Consider the following 24,674-nt stretch of genomic DNA (forward strand, 5'->3'; position numbering starts at 1 on the left):
GAGGCGGGCCGCGGGCGATCTACCGCGGCGTCACCACGAGCGACGCCACCAGCGACCTCGCCGTCGCGTCGGTCACCGGCGCCGCGAGGCTCACCGCGCGCTCGGCGGGGAGCGCCAGCGGCGTGGTCGGCACGCCGTCGAGCATCGCCTCGACGATCGCGCTGACGGCCAGCCCGAGCACGATCCTGCCCTCCGTCGGCGCCAGCTCGATGGCGCTCGACGGCTCGGCCGGAAGCAGCGACCGGAGCACCAGCGGTTCGGCGAGCCTCGCCTGCTCCGACGTCTCCGGGGTCGTCAGCGCGACCGCGCCGAAGTCCCCCGCATCGACCACGATCTGCTTCGATACCGCCAGGCTCCACCGCTCGAGCGCGACGGCGGCCGCGATCGTCGCGTGACCGAAGAACCGGACCACCCGGCTCGCCGACGCCAGCCCCGCGGCCTCCAGCGCCTCCGCGGTCGCCGTCGCCCGCTGCGCGTCGTCGAGCTCGCCCCATTTCTGAGTCGAGAGCAGCGGCCGCTGCAGGTCGACCTCATGCAATCGCCGGAGGAGGTCCACCCCGTCGTGGATGTCCCCGAGAATCTCCGCGGCCGCGGGCAGACCGGCCTGAGCCGGCCCATCCGCCACGAGGGCCTGCCACAGCGCCTCGAACCGCGCGTGCGCGGCCGCGAGGAGCCGCTGCCGCGCCAGCGCGCTCATCGTGTGCGTCGTCCGCACCAGCACGGTCGCCAGCAACCTCCGCCACACCTGCGCGAACTGGGTTGCGGCGCTCGCGTGCGCGGGCGGGGCCTCGGCCTCGAGGGCCTGCAGGCGGTGCAGATAGGCCTGCCCCGTCTTCCGCCCCTGATAGATGGTCGCGAGCAGCAGCTCGCGCGCGCTTCGGTCCCGGATGGACGCCGTGCGGACGGCCCACAGCTCGTGATTCGTCACGCCCCATACGATGGCGCTCAACTCCTCCGCGCTCGGATCGTCCTTGATGAGGCTCGGCAATAGGCCCCTCCGACGCCGACGCTCGAATGTCCACAGTCGAGCCGCCCACGTCCAAAAAAAATGTCGGCCCGCAAGCTATCACCAAGCCGCGAGCGAATGCGCCTATTTCGCGCCGCCGGCCGTGAGCTTCATCCGCGAACTGCAGGCGCTTGTTTCCGCGAATGTGGGCAGTCGGCGAGCGCCCTATCGGGCGCTGCCCCTCACCCCAATGGGCGCTGCGGCCGCGGGCGCGCAATCGCCAGAGGCCGGGGCGAGACCCGCGCCTGGCGATGGTATCCCCCGGACCGACGTGGAGCACGCACGAGACCGCGCCCTACTGACGCCGTCATCGCTCCGGGAGGACCTGCAGCTCGAGCAGGATCTGCCGCAACACCTCGACCCGCCCCGGCTCAAGCGGACGCAGCGGCGCGCGCAGCGGCCCGACGCGCGTGCCCATCAGCTCCAGCGCCGCCGCGATCGTGCGCGGCAGCCCGTGCGCGACGATGAACTGCAGGAACGGCAGCTGCCGGTAAAACGATCGCCGCGCCGCCTCGAGGTCCCCGCGCGCGACCGCCTCCCACAGCTCGACGTTCAGCCGCGGGATCACGTGCGGCGCGGCGGTGCACCAGCCGCGCGCCCCGGCTACCAGCGCCGCCAGCGCCAGCGGATTGCTGCCGTTGTAAAACGCGACTTGCTCGCCGCACAGTTGCACGAGGCGGTGCATGCGATGCACGTCGCCGGTGCTCTCCTTGACCATCGTGACGTTGTCGATCTGCAGCAGCCGCGCGAGCGTCTCGGGCCCGAGGTCGAGGCCGCCGGTCGCGGGGTTGTTGTAGACGGCGATCGGGATCGAGATCGCCCGCGCGACGGCCTCGAAGTGGCCGACGATCTCGTCGTCGGTGAGCTTCCAGTAGCTCAGCGGGATGACCATCACCGCGCTGGCCCCGACCTGCTCGGCGTGCCGCGCGTGGTGGACCGTGCGCTCGGTCGTCAGGCTCGAGACGCCGACCAGCGTCGGCACCCGCCCGGCGGCCCGCTTCACCACCGTCTCGGCGACCGCCTCGCGCTCGTCGTCCGTCAGATACGGCAGCACCCCGGTGCTGCCGAGCGGCGCCAGCGCGTGCACCCCCGCGGCCAGCATGTCGTCGACGATGCGCGTCAGCAGCCGCTCGTCGACCCGCCCCGAGTCCGTGAACGGCGTGATCGGGTACGCGACGATCCCCCGCAGCGGCGCGCTCATCGGCCCCCCCCTTCGGCCTCGTGATCGACGTCGAACAGCCGGTCGCCGCGATCGGGCACCTCCTCGCGCAGCGCCACGCCGCCCATGTTCTGCAGCATCGGCGCGTTCTCGCAGGCGAGGTAGCGCGCGCGGCCCGTGCCCGTGTTGACGTGGTTGTGCCAGGCCCACACCGGCACGTACACCGCGTCGCCCTGCTTCCACGCCACGCGCCGGCCGCCGATGTACGAGTAGCCCTCGCCCTCGAGGATGTAGACCAGCGTCTCGTAGGTGTGGCGGTGGCGGTTGGACGATTGGCCCGCGTCGAGCCAGCCGATCGTCATGCTGATCGCGTGCGACGGCAGGTCGACGAAGAACACCGGGTGCTTCCTCGCCTTCGAGTAGTCGCTCTGCTGCCCGTCGGCCTCGACCGCGGGGTGGGCCAGCCGCTCGGGCATCACGACCCGCGGCCGCGGGGGTGTCTTGTCGAAGTCCGCCGAGTGATATCTGTCGGTCATGTCTCTGCTCCTTGCGTCTCCACAGAGGTAGCGCGACACTGGACCCGTGACAGGAGCCAGAACCGACATACCCACGGGTCCAGATCGCCGGCCGTGGCGCTTCGATCTGGTGCTCGACAATTCCGCCGCGGTGCCGCGCCAGACCCAGCTGGCGCGCGCGCTGGTGGCGGAGATCCAGCGCGGCCGCCTGGCGCCCGGGTCGTTCCTGCCGGGCAGCCGCACGCTGGCGGCGCAGGTCGGCGTCAACCGCAAGGTGGTGGTCGCGGCGACCGACGAGCTGGTGGCGCAGGGCTGGCTCGAGGCCCTGCCGGCGCGGGGCATCCGCGTGGCGCTGGACCTGCCGACGTCGCCCGTCGGCGACGCCCAGGCGCGACGCTCACGAGCCCCTCGGCCGACCCCACGGCCGGCCGTGCACATGCGGATCGGCGACGGCGTCCCGGACGCGCGCATCGCCCCGGTCGACGCCCTGGCTCGCGCGCAGCGGCGGGCGCTCCGCTCGCTGGCCCGCAGCGCCGGGCTCGGCTACGGCGACCCCGCCGGCGACCCGGTGCTGCGCGACGTCCTCGCAACATTCGTCAACCAGGCCCGCGGCCTCGCCTGCACGCGCGACGAGCTGGTGCTCACCCGCGGCAGCCAGGGCGCCCTCGCCCTGTTCGCGCTCGCGGTCCTGCGACCGGGCGACGTCGTCGCCGTCGAGCACCCCGGCTACGCCCCGGCCTGGCGGGCCTTCGAGCTCGCCGGCGCGTCGGTGCTGCACATCGGCGTCGACCAGGACGGCCTGCGCACCGACCTGCTCGAGGCCGCGGCGAAGCGGCTGCGCGGGCGCCTGAAGGCGGTCTACGTCACCCCGCATCATCAATATCCGACCACCGTGACGCTGTCGCCGGAGCGGCGCATGCACCTGCGCCAGCTCTGCGACTCCTATGATTGTACCATCGTCGAGGACGACTACGATTACGAGTACCAATTCGACGGTGCCCCACGCCTGCCGCTGTCCGCCGCTTCGTTCGCCGGCCCGTCGTGCGTCTACGTCGCCTCGCTGTCCAAGCTGCTGGCCCCGGCGGTGCGGCTCGGCTACGTCATCGCCAGCAGGCCGATCGCCCAGCGCCTGCAAGCGACCCGCGAGTGCCTCGATCGCCAGGGCGACGTCGTGCTCGAGCGCGCCGTCGCCGAGCTCATCGAGGACGATGAGCTCCAGCGCCACGCCCGGCGCGCCCGCCAGCTCTACGTCCAACGCCGCGACCACCTGCTGCAGCGCTTCGCCGCCAGCCCGCTGCTGGCCGCCAACTTCGCCTGCGAGCCCCCGAGCGGCGGCCTCGCGCTGTGGGTCCGCCTGCACGGCGCGACCCGCCTCGACGACCTGGTCGCGCGCGCGCTGGTCCGTGGCCTCGCGCTCGCCCCCGGCGCGACCCACCTGGCTCACGGCTCCATCGAGGCGTTCCGCTTCGGCTTCGCCGCCCACACGCCCGAGGAGCTGACCGCGATCTGCGACACCCTCGAGGCGTGCGTCACCCGGCCGGCGCGACGCAGCAGCAAGCCGCGCTGAAGTTCAAAGAGCCGCCGCCGCGGGCCCGAACAGCTTACAAAACGCCCGCAGCGCCGCGGCATGAAAGATCGTGCTGTGCCGCTCCTCGGGCATCGGCTCGTGGTGCCAGCGCACGCCCGGCACGGCCGCCTGGCCCAGCGCCCCGACGATCGCCTGCACGCCCTCCTGCATGTCGCGCTCGTCGGAGGTCGCCACGTACAGCGTGCGCGGCGGCTGCCCCGGCTGCTGCAGCCGCGCGGCCGCCTCCCGCGCCAGCGCTCCGCGGTCCCACCACACGCTCGGATCGATCGCCACGTAGGTGTCGAACAGCGCCGGCTCGACAAAGAACGTCTCCATCACGAACAGCCCCGCCAGCGACTCGCCCACGATCGCCGTCTCCCCGGTGATGCGATGGCGCTGCTGGATCTGCGGCATCAGCTCCTCGCGCAGGAACCTGCGGAACGCCGCCGACCCGCCGACCCGCGGCGCGATCTTGCGGTCCTCCGGATCGCTCGTCGGCCCCGTCAGATCGCGGCGCCGCTCGGTGTTCTCGATCCCCACCACCAAAAACGGCCGCATCGTCCCGTTGCCCGTCAAGACCTGCACGATCCCCGTGATGTGGTGAAAATCCTCCTGCATCCCCCCGTCCGGCATGTAAAGCACCGGCAGCGGCGGCCCTTCGGGCCCGTGCCCCGGCGGCGTGTAGATGTTGATCCGCCGCGTCTCTCCCAGCACCTGCGAATCGATCGTGATCGACCGCCCGATCACCAGCTCGCCCGGCGCCGCCGCCTCGTCCGTCCGCCCCGCCGCGCACCCAGACAGCAGCAGAATCAGCGCAATCACCCGCCTCATCCAGGCCGGGGGCGAGCGGCGAGCCGGACACGCGAGCACGCGCGCACGCTACCACCCCCTCGCGGCCTCATCCACCCCCAGCGACGTCGCGCGGGGACGACAGCCTGTCGACCCCGCGCGAACCTCCTCTGTTGCGTCAGAGCGGCTTCAGATCCCGTCATCGTCGACGAAGTCGTACACCGCGCATTCGTCGTCGCACTGGACCGTGCAGGTTTGATCGGTCCCGCCCAGCACGGTCAGGATGTCGGAGATCTCGGTGGTCGGCACGTTGCAGCGGCTCGCGCAGACCTCGCGGGGTTGGTTCTCGTTGGCGCAGTTGAGCACGCAGATGCAGTCCGGGTCGTTTTGGCACGACGAGTACGCGCCGCAACAGCCGGTCTTGATGCACACGTCACAATCGGTGTCGTCGGCGTCCACGGCACAGACCGCCACTGCGTCGTCGTCGTCGTCCTCCGCGAGCGCACAGCCCAGCACCAGCGCCCCCATCATCAGGCCCGCGTGAAAGCGTCGCTTGTATTGAAAGAACATCACTCGCACTCCTTCTCGTCTGCTGCGAGGGCGGCGCGGCGCCCTCGGGAATGTCACGAGTCTGGGCACGACCCGAATCACGCGCCGCCGCGCTCGGGTCTCGCGGATCAGGCTCAGGCCGCCGCGGACGCGTCGTGCTCCGGCTCCGGCGGCCCCGCGGCCCCGATTGTGCTCACCGTCACAGTATAGACATTCGCCGCGGGCGGCCCGCAAGAGCCCGTCACTCTATCCAATCATCGCGTCCCCCGCCTGGCCCGCACGAGCGCTGCGACCTGCACGGGCCGCTGCTGTGCGCCCCTACCCGCCGCCGTCCGTCGACAGCCGGGCTCTTGCGGGCGAGCGGCAGTCCCATGATTGTGCCGTCCGCCCGTCACGACCTGTCCCTGCGGACAGCTAGATCGCCTTGCTCATCGGCACGAACGTGATCGTCAGCCCGTCGCGCAGCGGCACCTCCAGCGGCGCCGTCCCCTCGTAGCCCAGCGCCGCGTACAGCCGCACCCCTGGCAGCGTCGCCATCAGCTCCACCCGATGGAAGCCGGCGGCGCGGGCTTCATCCTCGCAGCGGGTCAGGATCGCGCGCCCGAGCCCACGGCGGGCCCACCCCGGATCGACAAAGAATGCCCGGATCCTCGCCGCCTCGCGCTTCGGGTCGAGGCGCTCCGCCTCGCGCCCCGGCTGGTCGTCGCCGCCGAACAGCGTGCGGCGGAAGCTCCAGCCACCGCACGCCACCGGCGCGCCCTCGGCCTCGGCGACGAAGTACGTCCTGTCCGCGATCAGCTGCGTGTCGACCCCGAACGCCGAGCCCAGCGCCGCCTCGATCTGCGCCGGCGAGTAGTCCTCGCGTTGCAGCCCGCGCGCCGATGCGGCGATCAGCTCGCGCAGCGCCGGGATGTCGTCGAGGGTGGCGAGGCGGAGCGTCGGGCTCATGGGCCCGATCTTGCTTCAACGCCCGCGCGTCTGCACAACGATTTCACGCCCCGAGCCGCTTGAGCTCCCCGAACTTGCCGACCCGCAGCAGCACCCCGTGCTGCGCCAGCATGTCGACGAACTTCGGCCCGTCGACCAGCTTGAGGTTCGGCTCCCCGTGGGCCGCGCCGATCGCCTGCGGCGAGAACTCCGAGGTCGTCACCAGCAGCGCCTCCGCGAATTGTTGCCGGCGGTACGCCCCCAGCAGCTCGTCGACGAAGCGGCGCCCGACCGGCGCCGCGTAGCGCTTGGCCTGCACGGCGATCCGCGAGCGATGGCCCCACGCGTCGATGTGCGCCGCCACCACGTCGACCCCGCCGTCGAGCGGACCGCCGCGCTCCTCGACGTCGACGTAGCCCATCGCCTTGAGCAGCTCGGCCACGATCGCCTCGAACTTGCGCGGCTCGACCCCCATCAGCCACTGCAGCGTCTGCTGCTTCACCAGCGCGTTGTGGCGGGCCACCAGCGCCTCGATCTGCGGCGCCGGGTCGCCGAGCTCGAGCTGCCCCGCCGGCGTCGCGTCCGGCCCCTGAATGTAGCGACGCCACTTGATCAGCGTGTGCGCCCGTCGCTCCGCCGTCGTCCGCGACAGCCCCGTCATCACCTCGAGCCGGCGCGTCAGCGTCGTCAGGTCGAGCGCCTCGCCGGCGAAGAACGACGCGAACGGTCGCAGCGCCCGCGCCAGCCCGACCGCCTCCGCGAACACCTGTCGCTCCTCGCGCGAGCCCTCGCCCGTGGCCAGCAGCCGCTGTCCGAGCGACGTCACCAGCAGCTCGCCGCGCGCATTGAACTCCACCGCCCCGAGGATCACCGCCGCCTGTCGGTAGTAGAGGAAGTGTCGCCGGTCGACATCGAGCAGCTCGAGCAGCATGCCCGCGTGTTCGATGCCGTCGCGCACCGCCGCCACCAGCTGCCGGATGTTGCTCAGGCGATCGGCCTGCGGCACGTCCAGGGTGCGGTGCAGGCGATCGACGCGGGCCGTCTCCTGCTTTTCAAGCTTCACCACGCGCCGACCATCCCACGCCGCCAGCCCCTTGGGTACTGCTTTTTCGGCCAGATCGGCCGCGGCCCGGGGCGTTGTGGGCACTCGAAGGTACCCGCGGGGAATGACGGCACTCGAGGTCGTCGCAATGAGCGTATCCGCCCCGGAGTCTCGCACGCCCTCCGCCGGCCGCCCCGGGCCCTTCGCCGGCCTCCCCTTCCATGCAGCCCCGGGCGACCTCGGCCGCAAACGCAGCGAGGCGCCCCGCAGGAGCGCCTCGCCACGCTTCGAGCCCGCCGCGATCAGGCCGCCGCGGCCTGCTTGCGCCGACGGAAGCCGACCAGCACCAGCAGCATCGGCCACGCCGCCGTCGCGTTGGTCTCGCTCGAGCAGGCGCAACCACTCGCGTCGCCCTCGCCTTCGCCGGCGGTCGCCGCATCGGCGCCGGTCGAAGCGTCGTCGGTCCCACCGCTCGCTGAAGACGCCGAAGTCGTCGGCCCGTCGCCGGTGATGCCACCAGTGCTGCCGTTCGACTCGCCCTCCGACTCGCTGACGCTGCCGATGCCGGTGTCGTCGCCGCTGTCGTCGCTGGTCGGCCCGCTCGTCGGCCCGCCCGTCTCGCTGTCACTCGACGTGCCCTCGGTCGGATCGGCGGTGGTCGACGTCGTATCGCCGCCCGTCCCGGTGTCGGTCACCTCGAACGCGCCGACGTCCGGCGCCCCGTCGTCGCGCGGCACCCCGTCGTGATCGTCGACGATCTCGAACTCGGGCACCGGGAAGCCGACGTTGCGCAGCGGCGAATCGTCGGTCAGATGGAAGTCGCGCGCCGCCAGGTCGACGAACCCGAAGCTGGCAGGATCGCCGGCCATCTGGTTGCCCTCGTCGATGAACTCGGGCACCTCGCCGTTGACCGCGATCTCGCCCATGGCGGCCGCAGCGACCGCGTTGTTGCGCACGAAGCCCGGCCCGAGCGCCGCCCCGAACACCGCGATGCCCCACTCGCCCGAGTCGATCACGGTGTTGTGAGCGATCTGGATCTTCGAGCCCATGTTCAGGTTCTGATCGTTGACGTAGATGCCGGAGTCGTCGAAGTTGGCGACCACGTTGTTGTAGAGCTGGGTGTGGCCGGCGCCGAAGATGAAAAAGCCGTTGGTGGGGCCGTCGAGCAGGGTATTGCCCCAAATCTTGCAACTCGAAGCGCCGCCGACCTGCAGCCCCTGCTGCTGGTACAGCTCGCCGGCGGTGCCGACGTTCTTGATGGTGTTGCGATAGAAGTGACAGTCGACCGGCGTCACCCCGATCTGCGCCCCGTCCCAGCCGGTGTTCTCGATGATGTTGTCGTGGATCTCCGCGCCGTGGTGCTCGTGCGGGTACAGCGTCACGTCTTTGCCGTCGCAGGTGAACACGCGCCCGCCGTAGCCGGTGCTGCCGAAATAGATGCCTTCGCCCTTCACGTCGTGGATGTACATGTGGTGCAGCTTCGAGTTGTACATCACGAAATTGCCGAGGTTGGCCGTGCCGTCGCAGCGCGACTCCGTCTTCATCACCACCCCGGCGAAGCCCGCCTCGTAGACCTCCATGTGATCGATCTCGATGTCGCTGCTGAGACCGCCCACCGCCACCCCGAACGCCGAGTAGTCGGGCCCCGTCCGCGACGCCCGCACCTTGAAGCCGTACGGGATGTCGCGGTCGCCCGCGCCGGTCACCCGCAGGAAGTGCGAGCCGTCGACCGTGAGCCCGTAGCCCTTGTCGTCGTTGTCGATGTTGACCTGGCCCTCGCAGTTGCGGACCTCGATCGGCGAGCTCTCCTCGCCGACGAAGTCCTGCAGGCGCAAGAACGGCCGGTCGCCGCCGCGCACGCACACGCTGTCGCCCGGCTTCACGCCCATCTGGGCGCCGTTCACGACCTCCCCCGCCAGCTCGATCACGTGGTCGCAGTCGCACGGCGACGCCGCCTCCGCGGCCTCCGGCGTGGTCATGATCAGCGCGACGAATGGTGCGACGACGACAAAGCGATGGGTCATCCCGCGAACGTCGACCACGGCCCGCCGGCCGTCAACCAGGACCTCACCGATCCGGCGCCACCGCTAGCCCTGCGCCACGCCGTCGACGTACACCCATCGCCCGTCTTCGCGGGTGAACCGGCTGCGCTCGCGCTGCACGAAGCGGCGCCCCTCGGACTTGAGCGCCGCCTCGAACGCGACCACGCCGGTGTCATCCGCAGGCCCGCCGGCGACCGTATCGACGATGGTGAGCGACATCCCTCGCAAGCCGCGACAGTACGCGGCGAGCTGCTGGCGATCGATCGACCCGCGCGTCGCCGCGCTTGTGGTCTCGAGGAGATAGTCCACCGCCCCCTCCACATACGCCGTGTAGCGGCTGCGCATCAGATCTTCCGCGGTCTCGGCCGGCCGCGCGCCGGCGAGGAGCGGGCCGCAGCAGCTCTCGTAGGTGCGACGACCGCACGGGCAACGCCTGGACATGCGGCGCATGATGCCACACGCCGCGACGCCGCGTCGCATGAGCCCGCCGCGCTCGCTGCACCGCGCTTGTCTTCTCGCGGCGGCGGGCTAGAACTCAGGCGCCGGCGTCACCTGCCCTTCCGGACAGCCTGCGCGGCGACCCCTGCGAGGACGACCGATGAACGACGAATGGAAGCTCCCCTGGACCGGCGGCTGCCGCTGCGACCGCGTGCGGTTCCGCGTCACCACGCCGCCGCTCGTCACCAGCGCCTGTCACTGCCGCGGCTGCCAGCGCATGACCGCCGGCCCGTTCTCGATGAGCCTGATGCTGCTGTCCGAGGGCTTCACGCTGACCAGCGGCGAGCCGGCGATCGGCGGCCTGCACGGTCCGAGCCGCCACTTCTACTGCCCGCACTGCAAGTCGTGGATGTTCACCCGCCCGGACGGCATGGACCACCTCGTCATGATCCGCGCCACCATGCTCGACGACCACGCGTGGTTCGTCCCCTTCATGGAGACCGCGACCTCCGAGAAGCTGCCGTGGGTCACCACCCCGGCGAAGCACTCGTTCCCCGACCTGCCGCCGCCCGAGCAGTACGGCCCGCTCATGCAGGACTTCGCCGCTCGCGGCCCGCGCCCGCGCTGATCGCCTCGCAGCCCGCGCACCCGTCGCGCCCGCGCGAATGAACCGCGGTCGGCCCCGCGACCCCATTCGCCGCAACGACGGCGCGGCGCGCCCCTCGCCCGCGTGTCGGCCACAGTCCCCACGCGCCCGCCCCCGCGCGGGAGTATCTTGGCTCGCGAGGAGCACCGACGTCATGCGATATGCCAGGCCCAACACTCCCGACGCGAAGGTCCGCTACGAGTCGCGCTACGACAACTTCATCGGCGGCGAGTTCGTCGCCCCGGTCAAGGGGCAGTACTTCGAGAACCCGAGCCCGGTGACGGGCCAGACCTTCTGCGAGGTCGCCCGCTCGAGCGGCGAGGACATCGAGCTCGCGCTCGACGCCGCACATGGCGCGAAGGACAGGTGGGGCAAGACCCCGGCCGCCGAGCGGGCCCGCCTGCTCAACAAGATCGCCGACGTCATGGAGGCCCACCTCGAGGAGCTCGCCGTCTCGGAGACGTGGGACAACGGCAAGCCGGTCCGCGAGACCCTGGCCGCCGACCTGCCGCTGGCGATCGACCACTTCCGCTACTTCGCCGGCTGCATCCGCGCCGAGGAGGGCAGCCTCGCCGAGCTCGACGAGCACACCGTCTCGTATCACTTCAAGGAGCCGCTCGGCGTGGTCGGCCAGATCATCCCGTGGAACTTCCCGCTGCTGATGGCCGCGTGGAAGCTCGCGCCGGCGCTGGCCGCCGGCAACTGCGTGGTCCTCAAGCCGGCCGAGCAGACCCCCGCGACGATCCTCCTGTGGGCCAAGCTGGTCGGATCGATCCTCCCGCCCGGCGTCCTCAACATCGTCAACGGCTTCGGCGTCGAGGCCGGCAAGCCGCTGGCCCAGAGCCCGCGCGTGGCCAAGGTCGCGTTCACCGGCGAGACCACCACCGGCCGCCTCATCATGCAGTACGCCTCCGAGAACATCATCCCGGTGACGCTCGAGCTCGGCGGCAAGTCGCCCAACCTGTTCTTCGCCGACATCCTCGACCACGACGACGATTTCCGCTCCAAGGCGCTCGAGGGCTTCGCCATGTTCGCGCTCAACCAGGGCGAGGTCTGCACCTGCCCGTCGCGCGCGCTCATCGACAAGAAGATCTACGGCAGCTTCCTCGAGCTGGCGACCGAGCGCACCAAACAGATCGTCCAGGGCGACCCGCTCGACACCCGCACGATGATCGGCGCCCAGGCCAGCAACGACCAGCTGGAGAAGATCCTCGCCTACATCGACATCGGCAAGAAGGAGGGCGCCCGCGTGCGCACCGGCGGCGAGCGAGTGCGCCTCGGCGACGGCCTCGAGGAGGGCTACTACGTCGCGCCGACGATCTTCGAGGGCCACAACAAGATGCGGATCTTCCAGGAGGAGATCTTCGGCCCGGTGGTCTCGGTGGGCAGCTTCGACGGCTTCGACGACGCGATCGCCCAGGCCAACGATACGCTCTACGGGCTCGGCGCCGGGGTCTGGACCCGCGACGTGCACACGGCCTTCCGCGCCGGCCGCAACATCGCCGCCGGCCGCGTGTGGACCAACTGCTACCACCTGTATCCGGCCCACGCCGCGTTCGGCGGCTACAAGCAGTCGGGCATCGGGCGCGAGACCCACCGCATGATGCTGAACCACTACCAGCAGACCAAGAACCTGCTCGTCAGCTACGACCCCAAGCCGATGGGGTTCTTCTGATGGCCGCCGCGCCGCCCGCGATCGACGCCACGCCGGCCGCGCTGGCGCTGGTGGCCGCGCTGAGCGAGCGGCACGGCCCGCTGATGTTCCACCAGTCGGGCGGCTGTTGCGACGGCAGCGCGCCCATGTGCTACCCCGCCGGCGAGTTCAAGCTCGGCGCCCGCGACGTCCTGCTCGGCCACGTCGGCGGCGCCCCGTTCTACATCGGCGGCGACCAGTACGAGCGCTGGCGCCACACCCGCCTCACCCTCGACGTCGTGCGCGGCCGCGGCTCCGGCTTCTCGCTCGAGGCCCCCGAGGGCGTGCGCTTTTTGATCCGCTCCGACGTCTGCGCGGCCCCGTGATCACCGGCTGTCTCTCGCGACATGTCCTCCATGACATGTCGTGATGGACAGCTCAAACAAGCTTCTCGAGCAGCCCGCGCAGCTGGGCCTGTTCGCCGCCGCTCAGGCGGCCCAGCCGGGCCGCGAAGGCGTCGGCGAGCAGCGTCAGCCCGCGCTGCATCACCTTGCGCCCGGCCGGCGTGACCACCAGCCGGTGCTTGCGCAGGTCGGCCGCGTCGATCTCCCGCTTGAGGAAGCCCGCCGCCTCGAGCCGCTTCACGTACAGCGTCATGGTCGGCTTCGGCATCACCAGCGCCACCGCCAGCTCGGCCGGGTACGGGTGCTCGTCGACCTCCGACAGCACGAACAGCTCCTTGACCTCGAGGCCCAGCGCACCCACCTCGGCCGCCACCGTGGTGATCACGGACATCAGCAAACGGTGATTGAGCGACCACAGCCTGGCGGCGTCGATTTTCGTCATGGCTCCCCTTGCGGTCGGGTTAGTTCAGGACTAAACCAGTTCAAGGTTGAACAAGTTCGAGCCTGAACCATCTCGAACATACCAGGAGTCACGATGCCCCTCGACCATTATGTGACGCTCGGCCGCTCCGGCCTGCGCGTGAGCCCCTTCTGCCTCGGTGCGATGACCTTCGGCGAGGACCTCGGGTGGGGTTCCAGCGTCAAGGAGTCGCAGCAGATCATCGATCGCTACATCGAGCTCGGCGGCAACTTCATCGACACCGCCAACTTCTACACCAAGAGCCACTCCGAGAAGATCCTCGGCGACCACGTCGGCCGCCACGCCGCGCGCCGCGACCGCCTGGTGCTCGCCACCAAGTTCAGCGGCAACCTCTACCCGGGCGACCCCAACGGCGGCGGCTCGAGCCGCAAGTCGATCCTCGCCGCGTGCGACAATTCGCTGCGTCGCCTGCAGACCGACTACATCGACCTCTACTGGCTTCACAACTGGGACGTCCACACGCCGATCGAGGAGACGATGGCGGCGCTGGACGACCTCGTGCGCGCCGGCAAGGTCCGCTACATCGGCGTCTCCGACACCCCCGCGTGGAAGATCGCCCAGGCCAACGTGACGGCGCAGTTCCGCGGCTGGTCGGCCTTCATCGCCATGCAGATCGAGTACTCGCTGCTCGAGCGCACGGTCGAGCAAGAGCTGGTCCCGCTCGCGCTCGAGTTCGGCATCGGCATCACCCCGTGGTCGCCGCTGAAGAGCGGCGTGCTCAGCGGCAAGTACACCCGCAACGGCAACGAGAAGGCCGGCCGCGGCGCGTTCGTCGAGCCCTACCTCAACGAGAAGACCTTCGCGCTGGTCGACGTGCTGGTGGAGATCGCCCGCGCGCACGAGACCACGGTCGCCCGCGTGGCCCTGGCGTGGGTGCAGGGCCGCCCGGGCGTGACCTCGACGATCATCGGCGCGCGCCTCGTGGCCCAGCTCGAGGACAACATCAAGGCGCTCGAGGTCAAGCTGAACGCCAATGACCTGGCCCGCCTCGACGCGCTCACCAAGCCGACCTTCGGCTTCCCGCAGAGCATGCAGCCGGTGTTCCCCGCGATCCACAACGGCGGCACCACCGTCAACGGCGTGGGCGCCCCGCTGAGCCCGTTCGTCATCGGCCAGGGCGAGAAGCCCTACTGACGCGCGCGCGCTCAGTTGATCTGCCGCGCGCGCCCTTCCCAGTAGGGCGCGCGCAGCTTGAATTTCTGCAGCTTGCCGGTCGAGGTGCGCGCCAGCTCGGTGCGCAGCTCGACCGACGTCGGGCACTTGTAGTGGGCCAGGCGCTGGCGACAGTGGGCGATCAGCTCGGCCTCGCCGACCGTCGCGCCCGGCGCGAGCACCACCAGCGCCTTGACCGTCTCGCCCCACTTCTCGTCCGGCACCCCGATCACCGCCGCCTCGGCGACCGCGGGGTGTGAGCAGAGCGCGTCCTCGACCTCGATCGACGACACGTTCTCGCCGCCGCTGATGATCACGTCCTTCTTGCGGTCGGAGATCGCCAGATAGCCCTCGGCATCGACCGTCCCGCCGTCGCCGGTGTGAAACCACCCGTCTTCGAGCGCCGTCGCCGTCGCCGCCTGCTCCTGCCAGTAACCCTCGAGCACCGTGTTGCCGCGCGCCAGCACCTCGCCGTGCGCGTCGACCTCGATCTCGGTGCCCAGCGCCGGCGCGCCCGCGCGGCCCAGCTTCTCGGCCCGCTCGTGGTCCGTCAGCCCGTCCCACTCCTCGCGCGTGCGCGTGATCGTCAGCAGCGGCGAGGTCTCGGTCAGCCCGTAGATCTGGATGAACTCCCACCCGAGCTCCGACTCCACGCGCTCGATCGTCCGCGTCGGCGGCGGCGCCCCGGCACACACCACGCGCAGCTTGCCGCGCCCCGGGATCGGCCCCTGCCACCCCTGTGCCGCCGTCAGGATCGCGTTCAGCACCGCCGGCGCCCCGCACATCAGCGTGATCCCGTGCGCTGCTACCCGGCGCAAGATCTCCGCCCCGTCGACCTTGCGCAGCACGTGCTGCCGGGCCCCCAGCCCCGCCAGCGCGAACGGCATGCCCCAACCATTGCAGTGGAACATCGGCAGCGTGTGCAGGTACACGTCGCGGTCCGACACCCCCGTGTGCAGCGCGAACGTGGTCGCGTTGATCCACAGGTTGCGGTGCGTCAGCTGCACCCCCTTCGGTCGCGCCGTCGTCCCGCTCGTGTAGTTGATCGTCGCCGTCGCCCCTTCGTCGGGTTGCCAGCGCGCCGGCGCGACGTCGTGGCGCAGCAGCAGCGCGTCGCTCTCGGCCCCGAGCACGAAGCGCCGCGCGCAGCTCACCTCTGCCAGCGACGCGTCGAGCTCCGGATCGACCAGCAGCATCGAGGCCCCCGAGTGCGCGACGATGTACGCGATCTCGGCCGGGCTGAGGCGGAAGTTGATCGGCACCAGCGCGCGCCCGTGGGCCGCCACCCCGAAGAACGCCACCAGCATGCGCGCCGCGTTGTGCGACACGATCGCCACCCGCTCGCCGAACCCGACCCCCAGCGTGTCGAGCCCGGCCGCCTGCGCGCGGGCCAGCGCGGCCAGGCGGCCGTACGTCAGCGGGGCCAGCGGCGCCGCTGGTTGCATCGGTTCATCGAACACGGCGACGCGCTCGCCGTAGACCTGCTCGGCGCGGCGCATGAAGTCGAGGATCGTGAGCGGGACCAGCACTTCGAGCTCCTGCGGCGAGAGAGAGGCCGTCAGGATCGCACGAAATCACCGGCGCGGCGATCGCCTCACGCGGGCTCCCAGGCTTCGGCGTCGAGGTCGGGAAAGTAAACCTCGCAGTTGCCTGCGGGGATCCGGCTGACCCGCGCGAAGCCGAGAGAGTCGGTGAAGCCGCGCCACTCGACCCCGTCCGGTGCCACGATCCGGTAGCGCTGACCCGGGATCCCCTCGCCGTCCTCGCCGACCAGCTGGACCCCCACCCAGTGCGTCGGCGGCCCCGCTTCCACCGCCGTGGACCGGCCCTCGTTCCGCGGCTCGCCCTCGGCTTTTTTGCCCGGCGGCCCGACGACCGGCGCCTTCCAGGCTTCGGCTACTTCGCCAGGCGGCCCGGCGATCGTCGCCGCGGGCTCCCAGGCTTCGCCGTCGAGGTCGGGAAAGAACACCTGGCAGATGCCGGCCGGGATTCGGTTCACTCGCGCGACCCCGAGGGAGTCGGTGAAGCCGCGCCACTCGACCTCGTCCGGCGTGATGATCCGGTAGCGCTGCCCTGGGATCCCTTCGCCGTCCTCGCCGATCAGCTGGATCTCCACCCAGTGCGTCGGCAGCCCCGCCTCCACCGCCGTGAACCCGTCCTCGTTCGGCTGCTCGCCCTCGGCCTCCTCGCCCGGCGGCCCGATGATCGGCGCCTCGGTCGCCCCGCCGCGCGTGAGCACCAGGCGGCCCGCCACCAGCGCTCCCGCCAGGCGGCTCACCACGTCCTCGCCGGCGAAGAACTCGAGCTCGCCCGCCAGTCGCCGCAGCACCCACGCGTCGCGCGGGTCGGCGAGCAGCTGCGTCACGAAGGCCGCCGCCGCTCGCACGTCCGCGAACTCCAGCCGCGTCCCCGCCACCGGCCCTTCGCCGAACAGACGAACCTCGAGGTCGGCGACGCGGAGCGAGCGGAAGTCCACGGTGGCGCCCACGCTATCGCAGCCGCCCTGGCCCAGCAAGGCGCGCCCGCGCGCGCCCGTCCGCGCGCCTCGCAAGCACCTGTCTCTCGGGACATCTCATCGCCACGCCGATCCTCCGCCGGGGGACAGGCGCGCGCGGGCGCGCCCGTCCGCCCCTCGAATCAACCTGTCTCTCGGGACATCTCATTGCCACGCCCATCCCCCTTCCGCGCCCGCCCTCGCGTACGATGCCCGGGTGCGCCGCCGCAGCTTCCTCGCCGGGACCGCCGCGCTCGCGTGCGGTCGGCCGCGCAGGGTCGAGCCTGGCTTCGGCGAGACGCGCGACACCGTCGCCGCCCTGCTCGACGCCTGGCGCGAGAAGATGCCCGTCGTCGGCCTCAGCATCGCCCTCGTCGATCGCGGCGAGCTCGCCTGGGCCACCGGCTTCGGCATGGCCGACCGCGAGGCGCGGCAGCCTGCCACCGCCGACACCGTCTACGCGATCGGCTCGCTCACCAAGATCTACACCGCCCTCGCGGCCGTGCGCGCCGCGCAGGCCGGCCGGCTCGACCTCGAGGCCCCGCTGCAGCGCCACCTCCCGCAGTTGCGCGCGCTCGGCAGCGACGCCATCCGCTTGCGTCAGCTCCTCTGTCACCGCTCCGGCCTCGTCTCCGACTGGCACCGCGGCAGCCTCGGCGCGCGCCCGCCCGACTGGCGACGCGTCGCCGACGAGGTCGCCGAGGAGCCCCTGCTCGCCGCGCCCGACAGCTGGTACGCCTACTCCAACGTCGGCTACACCCTCATGGGACATGTCCTCGACGACATGTCCGATAAACCATATCAAGAGCACGTCCTCGACGTCGCCCGCCTCGCGCTCGGCGGCTCCGGCCTGGGCTTCGACCCGCCCCCCGGCATGGCCGCCAGCTACTGCGCCGGCCAGCGCGAGCACGAGCCGCGCCTGCGCCTGCAGCCCGCCGCCGGCATGTTCGGCAGCGTCCTCGATCTCGTCCCGCTGCTGCGCTGGCTGCTCGCCGGTGAGGGCGCCGCCGCGGCCATGCTCACCCCGCAGTCGGCCGGCCCGCTCGATTTCGACGAGCGCTGGGGCCTCGGCCTCGCCCTGCAGCACGTCGGCCTCGCCCACGCCGGCCGCGTCGCCTGGCACACCGGCCGCACCTTCGGCCACCGCGCCGCCCTGTTCGCCCTGCCCGATCGCGGCCTCGGCGTCGCCGTGCTCGCCAACTTCCGCGAGGCCGGCGGCGTCGAGGACCTCGCCGCCTTCGCCCTCCAGACCGCCCTGCTCGAGCGCGACGGCCTCGACCTCCCGCCCAGCGCCGGCGACGCCGAAGCCCGCCCGCGCGCCCCCTTCGACCCCGCCGCGCTGCAGGCCCACGTCGGCCGCTACGCCCACGAGTTCGACGTCGTCCGCCTCGCCGTCGAGCGCGGCGGCCTGGTCTCGCGCGCCGAGATCGGCAAGACCGCGCTGATCCCCGCGGCGGGCGGCGGCTTCCACAGCGCCGACAACCCCGACGCTCACGTCACCATCGCCGAGCGCGCCGGCCACCACGTCGTCACCAGCACCGTGCGCGGCGTCGAGACCCGGATCGGTGTGCGCTGTCCCTTCGAACATGTCCCCGAGGACTGGCTCCGCCGCGTCGGCCGCTACACCGTCGACGCCGGCCCCGACGAGGTCGTCGCCTTCAAGGCCGCCCACCTCACCGCCGTCGAGGGCGGCCTCGAGCTCCGCCTCGAGCTGCCGCAAGCGTTCGCCACCAGCTCGACCCTGGCCCGCTACGCGCTCATCGTCACCGGCCCACACGAGGCCCGGACCTTCGGTGTCGGCCGCGGCAAGGGCCAGCGCGTCGCGGCCTTCGACGGCCCCGAGGGCCCCGAGCTGGCATGGGCCGGCTACCGCCTGCTCCGCAGCGACGCCTGAGGCCGGGCGGCAGAGTCAGTGTCTCGGAATCACATGTCCCAAGGGACAGCCAATCTCGAAGCGCAAGCGCGTCGCTCGACAGGTCGGCGCCGCTCCTCGGTCCAGCGCTGGGCCACGCGCGGCGGTTCCGCAGCCCGGCTACCGCCTGCTCCGTAGCGACGCCTGACGCCGGGCGGCAGCGCCCGACGCCTCCGAATCACATGTCCCGAGTGACAGCCAACCTCGAAGCGCGAGAACCTCTCTCGCGCCAGCAATCAACCTGTCTCAAGAAACAGCCTCAAGCCCGCGCCCGTCGCCGCCGCAACCCGACCAGCATGAGCCCCGCGAGCCAGCCCCCGCTCCCCGCTCCGCCGCCCGAGCAGGCGCACCCGGGCACGATCAGCCCGTCCGCGGGGTTCGTCGTCGCCCCGTCCTCCGAAGTCCCCGCCGTCGTCCCGCTGCCCGGCTCACCCGTCGAGCCGCCCGTCGTCGGCCCGCCCGTCGTCGGGCCCCCCGTCGTCGGCTCGTCCGGCCCGCCCGTGCTGTCCTCGCTCGCCGGCCACGCCGTGCAGCGGTCGGGGTCCCACGAATCACCGAGCTCGTCGATCTCACACACGTACGGCGCGCCCACGCAGACCGCGAGCGCCGGCGAATCCTGCGTCAGCGTCTGCGCCCCGAGCTGATCGACCAGCGTATCCCCGTGACAGAGCTCCGACCCCGGGGCCGTCTCGCCGGTCACCAGGTTGCGCAGCACCACCTGCGCACAGAACGGCCCCGTGTTGCGCGAGCGGAAATCGAAGCTCGACGTCACGAACCTCTCCTCGACCACGAACCCGCCGACCACCAGCGTCGCGCTCACCATCGACGCGGCCTCGTCGCTCGCGCCCGGCACCTGCCCCTCGAAGTCGACGCGCAGCCGCCCCGTCCACTGCAGCGGCACGCACTCACCCTCGGCGAAGCCCACCGATCCCCCGCCGCTGCCGCACCCCCCGGAGAACGCCGGGAACGCCCCGTCGCAGCACACCAGGTTGTCGAGCGTCAGCACCTCGGTGACCTCCGCCGCCTCCTTGCTGCTCACCTCCGGCGCGACCAGCGGCGGCATCACCCCGCTGCCCGTGCTCACCTCGAACTCGAACGGCTCGAACTCGAGGCCGCAGGTCGGATCGCCCGGCGTCGCCTCGACGTTGTGGATCGTGCCGGCCACCACATACGTGCTGTCGGCCGCCAGCGGCCCCGCCGGCCGCCAGCCGAGCAGCCCGTCGATCCCCGTCGACTCGAGCTGCCCCGCCACCGGCATCCCGCCCAGCGTCACCTCCACCGTCATCACGTCGAGTGGCACCGGCACCTGCGACGGCCCCGACACCTTCAGCAAGATCATCGCGTCGAGCGGCAGCTCGCGGGACCCCGCCATCGACTCGACCGTCGTCCACGTCATGACATCCGCGCACGCCTCGCCGAGGTCGAGGCAAGCCGTCGCCTCGCGCGCGACGAAGCAGGTGACGAGGGCGACGCCGAGCGCCGCGCGAGCCGAAAGGGAGAGAGCCATCCCTCTTCCTATCACGACCGCGGCCCAGCAACGACGCAGCGACCAGGACCGGCCCAAACCCGCGGGAATCGCCGCAGGTGGCCGGACCGCGGCGATTCCGTCACGCCCCTGAGCGCGTCACCCGGCCTCGGCCTCGACCGGCTCGATCTGCCGCGCGGCCTCCTCGTACGCCAGCAGGATCAGCGGCCGCAGCCGGTACAGGTCCTTCACGCCATTGATATAGACGTACCCCTTGTCGACCTCGAACCCGGGCGACAGCGCCTTGGCCTGCTCGGGGGACACCTTGGTGAAGATCGATTTCTTGCGCTGATTGAAGTACAGCCGGACGAACCACCGCCGGATCGAGATCGTCGAGATCGTGAACCAGCTGGTCGTATCCTTGTGAAGAATCGGCGCGCTCGGGCTCACCGGCGAATCGGCGCAGATCGAGCGAATGATCTCCAGCGCCTCCAGCTCTTCGGCCGTCGTGACGATGTTGGGGGCCGCCGGAGCCGCCGGCGCCGCCGGCTTCTCCTCGACCTTGATCACCGGCGGCGGCGGCAGCACCGGCGGCGCCTCGACCTTCGGCGGCGGCGGGACCACCGGCACCTCCGGCTTAGACTCGCCCTGGTCCTTGATCGACCGCGTCGCCATGTCGAGCAGGGTCGCCTGGATCGCCCGCTTGATCGTCGGCGTGAACTTCTCGATCACCCGCGGCGTGAGCCGCTTGCCGGCGAACACGCTGAGCTCCCCGAGCACGAAGCGGGTGAAGTTCTCGGGCGGGCTGCGCAAGATCGATCCGATATAGCCGCTGATCTTGCTGGTATAGATGATCTCTTCGGCCTGCTCGCGCACCCCCGTCGGGTTGAACCGCTCGCGCGTGAACGACTCCAGCACCTCGACGTCGGCCTCCGTGAACGACAGGATGTCGAACTCGAAGAACGCCTTCTCGCTGAGGATGTTGCGCTCCTCGAGGTCCGTATAAAACAGGTACTTCACGCCATTCGTCAGCACCGCCACCGGGCACACGGGCGTCGCGTTGAAGTAGCGCGCGAGCTGCCCGCTGAAGTTCTGCAGGTTCACGTCGGCCGACTTGCATTCGACGAAGATCACCGGCGAGCCCGCCAGGTGAATGGCATAATCGACCTTCTCGGCCGGGCCGCCCGGGCGCTTCTTGGCGAAGTCGGCGACATATTCCGGCCGGATCTCGGTCGGATCGTAGATATCGTAGCCGAGGGCGCCGATGAAGGGCAAAATCAGCGCCTGCTTCGTCGACTCTTCCCCGTGCACGTGAGGCAGACGTCGGCGAATCTGCTCCGCGAGCTTCTGTAACTGCTCATGAAATGCGCCCATGATCACTCCGAGTTCACGAGTGTAGGTCGACGGCGACCCTGGGGTCAACGAACCCACGAAGAGCGCGGGCGGTCTCGCTCAATTGCGATAGACCATTGTTCTCACCCCATTCCGTCGACCACGGCGCGGCGCCTCCGGACGTCTTCGCCCCGCTGCTCTTCACCGCGCGCGCCGACCTCACCGGCCCGGGCCCCGCGGGATTCCGCTACGATCGTCGGATGCAAGTTCGCCCATCGGAGAGACGCGCGCGGATCGAAGCGCTCGTTCGCTACCTCTGCTCGCCGGAGTGCGCCGGGAGGGCGCCAGACACGGCCGGGGGCATCGCCGCGCGCACCCGCATCGTCGACGAGTTCCGCGCGATCGGGGCCGCGCCTGGCGGCACTGATGGCTTTTTGCAGCCCGTGCCCGGCTGCGGCGCCAACGTCCTCGCCGAGATCCCTGGCCACGGCCCGCTCGCCGAGCACACGATCGTCGTCGCCGCGCACTACGATCATTTGGGCTCGCTCGGCGGCGACACTTTTTGGGGCGCCGACGACAACGCCGCCGCCGTGGCGATCCTCGTCGAGGTCGGGCGCGAGCTGCTCGCCCGCCGCCGTTCGGGTCGTCGCGTCGTGCTCGCCGCCTACGACGGCGAGGAGCCGCCGCATTTCCTCCACGGCACCATGGGCTCGATGTATCACGTCGCCCACCCGACCGCCCCGCTCGCCGGCATCGACATGATGGTCTGCATGGACCTGTGCGGCCACGCTCTCGGGCCTGTCGGCTGCCCGAGCGAGGTCCGCGACTCCGTGTTCGTGCTCGGCGCCGAGCTCAGTCACGGCACTGGCGAGCTCGTCGACGCCGCCGCGATCGCCGGCGGCATCTACCCGCGCCGCGCCGACCTCGACGTCATCCCGCCGCTCAGCGACTACCAGCCGTTCCGCGAGGCCGGCGTCCCGGTGCTCTTCCTCAGCTGCGGGCGCTGGGAGCACTATCATCAGCCCACCGACACCCCCGATCGGCTCGATTACGACAAGATCGTCTCCACCGTCGAGTACCTCGCCGGCCTGGTCCAGATGCTGCGCGAGCGGCCCGACGCGCCCACGTTCGACACCCACGCCCGCGACGACCTCGCCACCATCGCCTCGCTGCGGACCCTCGCCCGCCACCTCGCGCCCCGCGTCCCTGCCGTCTCGCAGGCCGCCGCCCACCTCGACGCCCTCGCCGCCGCCGCCAGGACCGGCCCCCTCAGCCAGCCCCAGCGCCAGCAGCTCGCCTGGATGGTCGCCGGCCTCGAAGACGCCCTGTCCTGAGCGAAGTCAATCCATTGTGTCCCCAAGGACATGCCCCTCCGCGCATGTCCTTTCAGCCATCTATGCGCTCCTGCGCCCGACGCGGACCGCCGCCGCCGCGCGGCGGATCGTCTCGCCCTCCGCCCGCCCGACTCCGTAGGCCGCGAACGTCGCGCGATCGATCGCTGCGAGGTCTGCGGGCGCTGCCGCGACCAGCGCGGCCCGGGCCTTCGCCGGCACCTCGGCCCACGACGGCACCCGGATCCGCCGCAGGTACTGGGCCTGGAACCGCAAGAACCCGCCGGCCATCCGGATCCCGTAGTTGGCCACGAACAGCGTCGCCAGCGACGAGCGCAGGATCGTCGCCAGCGCTTGCAGGTCCCACGTCGGCGACGTCACGTGATAGAGGTTGTGGTGCGGATAATAGTCGCCCGCGTCGTAAGCGACCGTCGCCTCGCCCTTGATGTCGGGGATCAGCAGCTTGGGCGTGCGCGCCAGCGCAGGGTCGATGCGATCGATCGTCCGGTACCACGCCTCCGGGCTGCGGCGAGCCACGTAGCGCCGCTGCAGCGCCTCGCGGTGCGCATGCACGTAGGCCGCGAAGCGCGGATAACGGCCGGTCTCCGCCAGCGCCCCGTCCGCCTCGAACGGATTGACGATCCCGCGGCCGCCCCACGCGATCGTGCCCCCGCGCAGGTCGGCCGCCATCACCAGCGGCAGCTTGCGCGCCGGCTCCACCGGCAGCCCCGAATAATCGCCGACGAACACCCGATCGGCGCCCGTCGCCACCCCGATCCCGACCCGACAATCGGTGTCCTCGAGCGTCCTGAACTCGCCCTCGAGCCGGCGCAGCACCGCGAGCTGATCGGCGCCGTCTAGCAGCCACGGGTCCTCGCCGCGGACCGCCTGCGCCACCACCTCGACCCGCGGATCGTCGACCGGGTCCGCGCGGATCATCGCCTGCACCACCGCCGGCAGCTCGCCCGCGATCTGCGGCCTGCGGGCGATCCGCGTCAGCTCGCCCGCACCGCGACGGATCACCGTGATCGCCGGATACGCGAACACCTCCGACTGGAACGCGTCCGTCCCCTCCATGTCGATGTAATGCGAGAGGTGATAGTCGCGCGCCACCAGCCCGCGCAGCGGCCCCCCGTAGCGGTTCTTCAGCCACCGATTGGCGCAGATGAACGCCAGCCGCCCGTCATCCGCGAGCAATTGCAGCCCGCGCTCGAAGAACGGCACGTAGAGGTCGGCCCGATCGTAGATGGTATGATAGCGCCGGCGATATTCTACGAGCAGGGCCTCGGGGATCCGCTCCTGCCGCACGTACGGCGGGTTGCCGACCACGACCTCGAATTTCTCGGTCAGCGGCGCCAGCAAAAAGTCGCCGCGGATCAGCCACGCATCGCACAGCCGGCTCACCTCGCGGCTGCTCGCGCCCCACTCGTGCAGCCGCGCCCGCACCCGCTCGCGCGTCCGCTCGAACGACTCCGCGTGCACCTCGACCCCGCGCACCGTCGACTCGAGCCGACGCGCCTGCTCCGGTCCCAGCCCCGTGCGCGCGCACGCGGCCAGCAGCCGCTCGACGATCGCCATGATGAACTCGCCCGCGCCGAACGACGGCTCGAGCACCGACCACTGCTGCAGCGGCTGGTCGGCCGTATAGCCCGCCAGGTCGAGCATCGCCTCGACCACCTCGGGCCGCGTGAACACGGCCCCGCGCTCGCTCGCATCGGCCCCGACGAGGCCGGGTCGGGGCGCGTGGGGCTCGAGCGACGACTGCACGGGCGCGCCGAGCTTAGCGCGTC

22 protein-coding genes are annotated in these 24,674 nt (G+C 71.3%); 7 read left to right on the top strand and 15 right to left on the bottom strand.

The genetic code is table 11. The features are described from left to right. Window positions 1–19: 19 nt before the first annotated feature. From POL25_RS15650 to POL25_RS15660, 3 genes are all read right to left on the bottom strand, one after another. Window positions 20–988, bottom strand: a complete 969-nt coding sequence (locus POL25_RS15650) for a hypothetical protein (protein WP_272086819.1) — start codon at window positions 986–988, stop codon at window positions 20–22. Window positions 989–1,313: 325 nt separating this feature from the next. Next, a complete protein-coding gene (locus tag POL25_RS15655; protein WP_272086820.1) occupies window positions 1,314–2,207 on the bottom strand; it encodes a dihydrodipicolinate synthase family protein in 894 nt (297 codons plus the stop codon). Continuing rightward, on the bottom strand, window positions 2,204–2,701 hold the full coding sequence (locus POL25_RS15660; protein WP_272086821.1) for a cupin domain-containing protein: 498 nt from the start codon (window positions 2,699–2,701) through the stop codon (window positions 2,204–2,206). The genes POL25_RS15655 and POL25_RS15660 overlap by 4 nt, the downstream gene beginning before the upstream one ends. A gap of 109 nt (window positions 2,702–2,810) precedes the next feature. On the opposite strand from POL25_RS15660, the gene POL25_RS15665 reads away from it, so the two are divergent. After that, the gene (locus POL25_RS15665; RefSeq protein ID WP_272086822.1) at window positions 2,811–4,247 is read left to right on the top strand and encodes an aminotransferase-like domain-containing protein; all 1,437 of its coding nucleotides are present in this window, start codon (window positions 2,811–2,813) and stop codon (window positions 4,245–4,247) included. A 3-nt stretch (window positions 4,248–4,250) separates the two neighbouring features. Here POL25_RS15665 and POL25_RS15670 read toward each other — a convergent pair whose 3' ends face one another. The 6 genes from POL25_RS15670 to POL25_RS15695 all read right to left on the bottom strand — a co-directional run bounded on the left by POL25_RS15670 (window position 4,251) and on the right by POL25_RS15695 (window position 10,037). Continuing rightward, window positions 4,251–5,078, bottom strand: a complete 828-nt coding sequence (locus POL25_RS15670) for an alpha/beta hydrolase (protein WP_373372094.1) — start codon at window positions 5,076–5,078, stop codon at window positions 4,251–4,253. 147 nt (window positions 5,079–5,225) lie between these two features. Continuing rightward, entirely contained in the window at window positions 5,226–5,606 is a 381-nt protein-coding gene (locus tag POL25_RS15675) for a hypothetical protein (RefSeq protein WP_272086824.1), read from the bottom strand. Window positions 5,607–5,999: 393 nt separating this feature from the next. Next, entirely contained in the window at window positions 6,000–6,533 is a 534-nt protein-coding gene (locus POL25_RS15680) for a GNAT family N-acetyltransferase (RefSeq protein ID WP_272086825.1), read from the bottom strand. 43 nt (window positions 6,534–6,576) lie between these two features. Further along, the gene (locus POL25_RS44340; protein ID WP_272086826.1) at window positions 6,577–7,578 is read right to left on the bottom strand and encodes a restriction endonuclease; all 1,002 of its coding nucleotides are present in this window, start codon (window positions 7,576–7,578) and stop codon (window positions 6,577–6,579) included. A 278-nt stretch (window positions 7,579–7,856) separates the two neighbouring features. Next, window positions 7,857–9,578, bottom strand: coding sequence for a right-handed parallel beta-helix repeat-containing protein (locus POL25_RS15690; RefSeq protein WP_272086827.1), 1,722 nt, complete (start codon window positions 9,576–9,578; stop codon window positions 7,857–7,859). 63 nt (window positions 9,579–9,641) lie between these two features. Further along, complete coding sequence (locus POL25_RS15695) at window positions 9,642–10,037, bottom strand: YchJ family protein (RefSeq protein WP_272086828.1); 396 nt, start codon at window positions 10,035–10,037, stop codon at window positions 9,642–9,644. A 157-nt stretch (window positions 10,038–10,194) separates the two neighbouring features. On the opposite strand from POL25_RS15695, the gene POL25_RS15700 reads away from it, so the two are divergent. From POL25_RS15700 to POL25_RS15710, 3 genes are all read left to right on the top strand, one after another. Further along, entirely contained in the window at window positions 10,195–10,662 is a 468-nt protein-coding gene (locus POL25_RS15700; protein ID WP_272086829.1) for a GFA family protein, read from the top strand. Window positions 10,663–10,834: 172 nt separating this feature from the next. Then, a complete protein-coding gene (gene exaC, locus POL25_RS15705; RefSeq protein WP_272086830.1) occupies window positions 10,835–12,355 on the top strand; it encodes an acetaldehyde dehydrogenase ExaC in 1,521 nt (506 codons plus the stop codon). Continuing rightward, a complete protein-coding gene (locus POL25_RS15710; protein ID WP_272086831.1) occupies window positions 12,355–12,699 on the top strand; it encodes a DUF779 domain-containing protein in 345 nt (114 codons plus the stop codon). Before exaC ends, POL25_RS15710 begins: the two co-directional genes overlap by 1 nt. Window positions 12,700–12,751: 52 nt before the next feature. Here the strand turns inward: POL25_RS15710 and POL25_RS15715 are convergent, their stop codons facing one another. Next, the gene (locus tag POL25_RS15715; protein WP_272086832.1) at window positions 12,752–13,159 is read right to left on the bottom strand and encodes a MarR family winged helix-turn-helix transcriptional regulator; all 408 of its coding nucleotides are present in this window, start codon (window positions 13,157–13,159) and stop codon (window positions 12,752–12,754) included. Between the two features lie 93 nt (window positions 13,160–13,252). Here POL25_RS15715 and POL25_RS15720 point away from each other — a divergent pair, with 93 nt between their 5' ends. Next, the gene (locus POL25_RS15720; RefSeq protein ID WP_272086833.1) at window positions 13,253–14,332 is read left to right on the top strand and encodes an aldo/keto reductase; all 1,080 of its coding nucleotides are present in this window, start codon (window positions 13,253–13,255) and stop codon (window positions 14,330–14,332) included. Between the two features lie 11 nt (window positions 14,333–14,343). Here the strand turns inward: POL25_RS15720 and POL25_RS15725 are convergent, their stop codons facing one another. Together POL25_RS15725 and POL25_RS15730 are read right to left on the bottom strand one after the other, a co-directional pair. After that, window positions 14,344–15,879: an AMP-binding protein gene (locus POL25_RS15725; protein ID WP_272086834.1), complete on the bottom strand. Its 1,536-nt coding sequence runs from the start codon at window positions 15,877–15,879 to the stop codon at window positions 14,344–14,346. 65 nt (window positions 15,880–15,944) lie between these two features. Beyond that, the gene (locus tag POL25_RS15730) at window positions 15,945–16,826 is read right to left on the bottom strand and encodes a hypothetical protein (RefSeq protein ID WP_272086835.1); all 882 of its coding nucleotides are present in this window, start codon (window positions 16,824–16,826) and stop codon (window positions 15,945–15,947) included. Window positions 16,827–17,061: 235 nt separating this feature from the next. On the opposite strand from POL25_RS15730, the gene POL25_RS15735 reads away from it, so the two are divergent. Further along, on the top strand, window positions 17,062–18,738 hold the full coding sequence (locus tag POL25_RS15735; protein WP_272086836.1) for a serine hydrolase domain-containing protein: 1,677 nt from the start codon (window positions 17,062–17,064) through the stop codon (window positions 18,736–18,738). Between the two features lie 277 nt (window positions 18,739–19,015). Here POL25_RS15735 and POL25_RS15740 read toward each other — a convergent pair whose 3' ends face one another. Further along, window positions 19,016–20,263, bottom strand: coding sequence for a hypothetical protein (locus POL25_RS15740; protein WP_272086837.1), 1,248 nt, complete (start codon window positions 20,261–20,263; stop codon window positions 19,016–19,018). Between the two features lie 117 nt (window positions 20,264–20,380). Continuing rightward, the gene (locus tag POL25_RS15745) at window positions 20,381–21,595 is read right to left on the bottom strand and encodes a type I restriction endonuclease (protein WP_272086838.1); all 1,215 of its coding nucleotides are present in this window, start codon (window positions 21,593–21,595) and stop codon (window positions 20,381–20,383) included. Window positions 21,596–21,813: 218 nt separating this feature from the next. Between POL25_RS15745 and POL25_RS15750 the strand changes: the two genes are divergently transcribed. Continuing rightward, complete coding sequence (locus POL25_RS15750) at window positions 21,814–22,887, top strand: M28 family peptidase (RefSeq protein WP_272086839.1); 1,074 nt, start codon at window positions 21,814–21,816, stop codon at window positions 22,885–22,887. A gap of 60 nt (window positions 22,888–22,947) precedes the next feature. Here the strand turns inward: POL25_RS15750 and POL25_RS44345 are convergent, their stop codons facing one another. After that, the gene (locus POL25_RS44345; protein ID WP_272086840.1) at window positions 22,948–24,651 is read right to left on the bottom strand and encodes an Eco57I restriction-modification methylase domain-containing protein; all 1,704 of its coding nucleotides are present in this window, start codon (window positions 24,649–24,651) and stop codon (window positions 22,948–22,950) included. Window positions 24,652–24,674 lie beyond the last annotated feature (23 nt).

The organism is Nannocystis bainbridge, from assembly GCF_028368995.1.
GTDB lineage: Bacteria > Myxococcota_A > Polyangia > Nannocystales > Nannocystaceae > Nannocystis > Nannocystis bainbridge.

Bases quoted from the DNA above. Each gene is read 5' to 3' on its own strand.
- POL25_RS15695 (WP_272086828.1), bottom strand. From the start codon at position 10,037: ATGTCCAGGCGTTGCCCGTGCGGTCGTCGCACCTACGAGAGCTGCTGC.
- POL25_RS15740 (WP_272086837.1), bottom strand. From the start codon at position 20,263: ATGGCTCTCTCCCTTTCGGCTCGCGCGGCGCTCGGCGTCGCCCTCGTC.
- POL25_RS15670 (WP_373372094.1), bottom strand. From the start codon at position 5,078: ATGAGGCGGGTGATTGCGCTGATTCTGCTGCTGTCTGGGTGCGCGGCG.
- POL25_RS15660 (WP_272086821.1), bottom strand. From the start codon at position 2,701: ATGACCGACAGATATCACTCGGCGGACTTCGACAAGACACCCCCGCGG.
- POL25_RS15675 (WP_272086824.1), bottom strand. From the start codon at position 5,606: ATGTTCTTTCAATACAAGCGACGCTTTCACGCGGGCCTGATGATGGGG.
- POL25_RS15720 (WP_272086833.1), top strand. From the start codon at position 13,253: ATGCCCCTCGACCATTATGTGACGCTCGGCCGCTCCGGCCTGCGCGTG.
- POL25_RS15750 (WP_272086839.1), top strand. From the start codon at position 21,814: ATGCAAGTTCGCCCATCGGAGAGACGCGCGCGGATCGAAGCGCTCGTT.
- exaC (WP_272086830.1), top strand. From the start codon at position 10,835: ATGCGATATGCCAGGCCCAACACTCCCGACGCGAAGGTCCGCTACGAG.
- POL25_RS15690 (WP_272086827.1), bottom strand. From the start codon at position 9,578: ATGACCCATCGCTTTGTCGTCGTCGCACCATTCGTCGCGCTGATCATG.
- POL25_RS15710 (WP_272086831.1), top strand. From the start codon at position 12,355: ATGGCCGCCGCGCCGCCCGCGATCGACGCCACGCCGGCCGCGCTGGCG.
- POL25_RS15680 (WP_272086825.1), bottom strand. From the start codon at position 6,533: ATGAGCCCGACGCTCCGCCTCGCCACCCTCGACGACATCCCGGCGCTG.
- POL25_RS15715 (WP_272086832.1), bottom strand. From the start codon at position 13,159: ATGACGAAAATCGACGCCGCCAGGCTGTGGTCGCTCAATCACCGTTTG.
- POL25_RS15700 (WP_272086829.1), top strand. From the start codon at position 10,195: ATGAACGACGAATGGAAGCTCCCCTGGACCGGCGGCTGCCGCTGCGAC.
- POL25_RS15745 (WP_272086838.1), bottom strand. From the start codon at position 21,595: ATGGGCGCATTTCATGAGCAGTTACAGAAGCTCGCGGAGCAGATTCGC.
- POL25_RS15655 (WP_272086820.1), bottom strand. From the start codon at position 2,207: ATGAGCGCGCCGCTGCGGGGGATCGTCGCGTACCCGATCACGCCGTTC.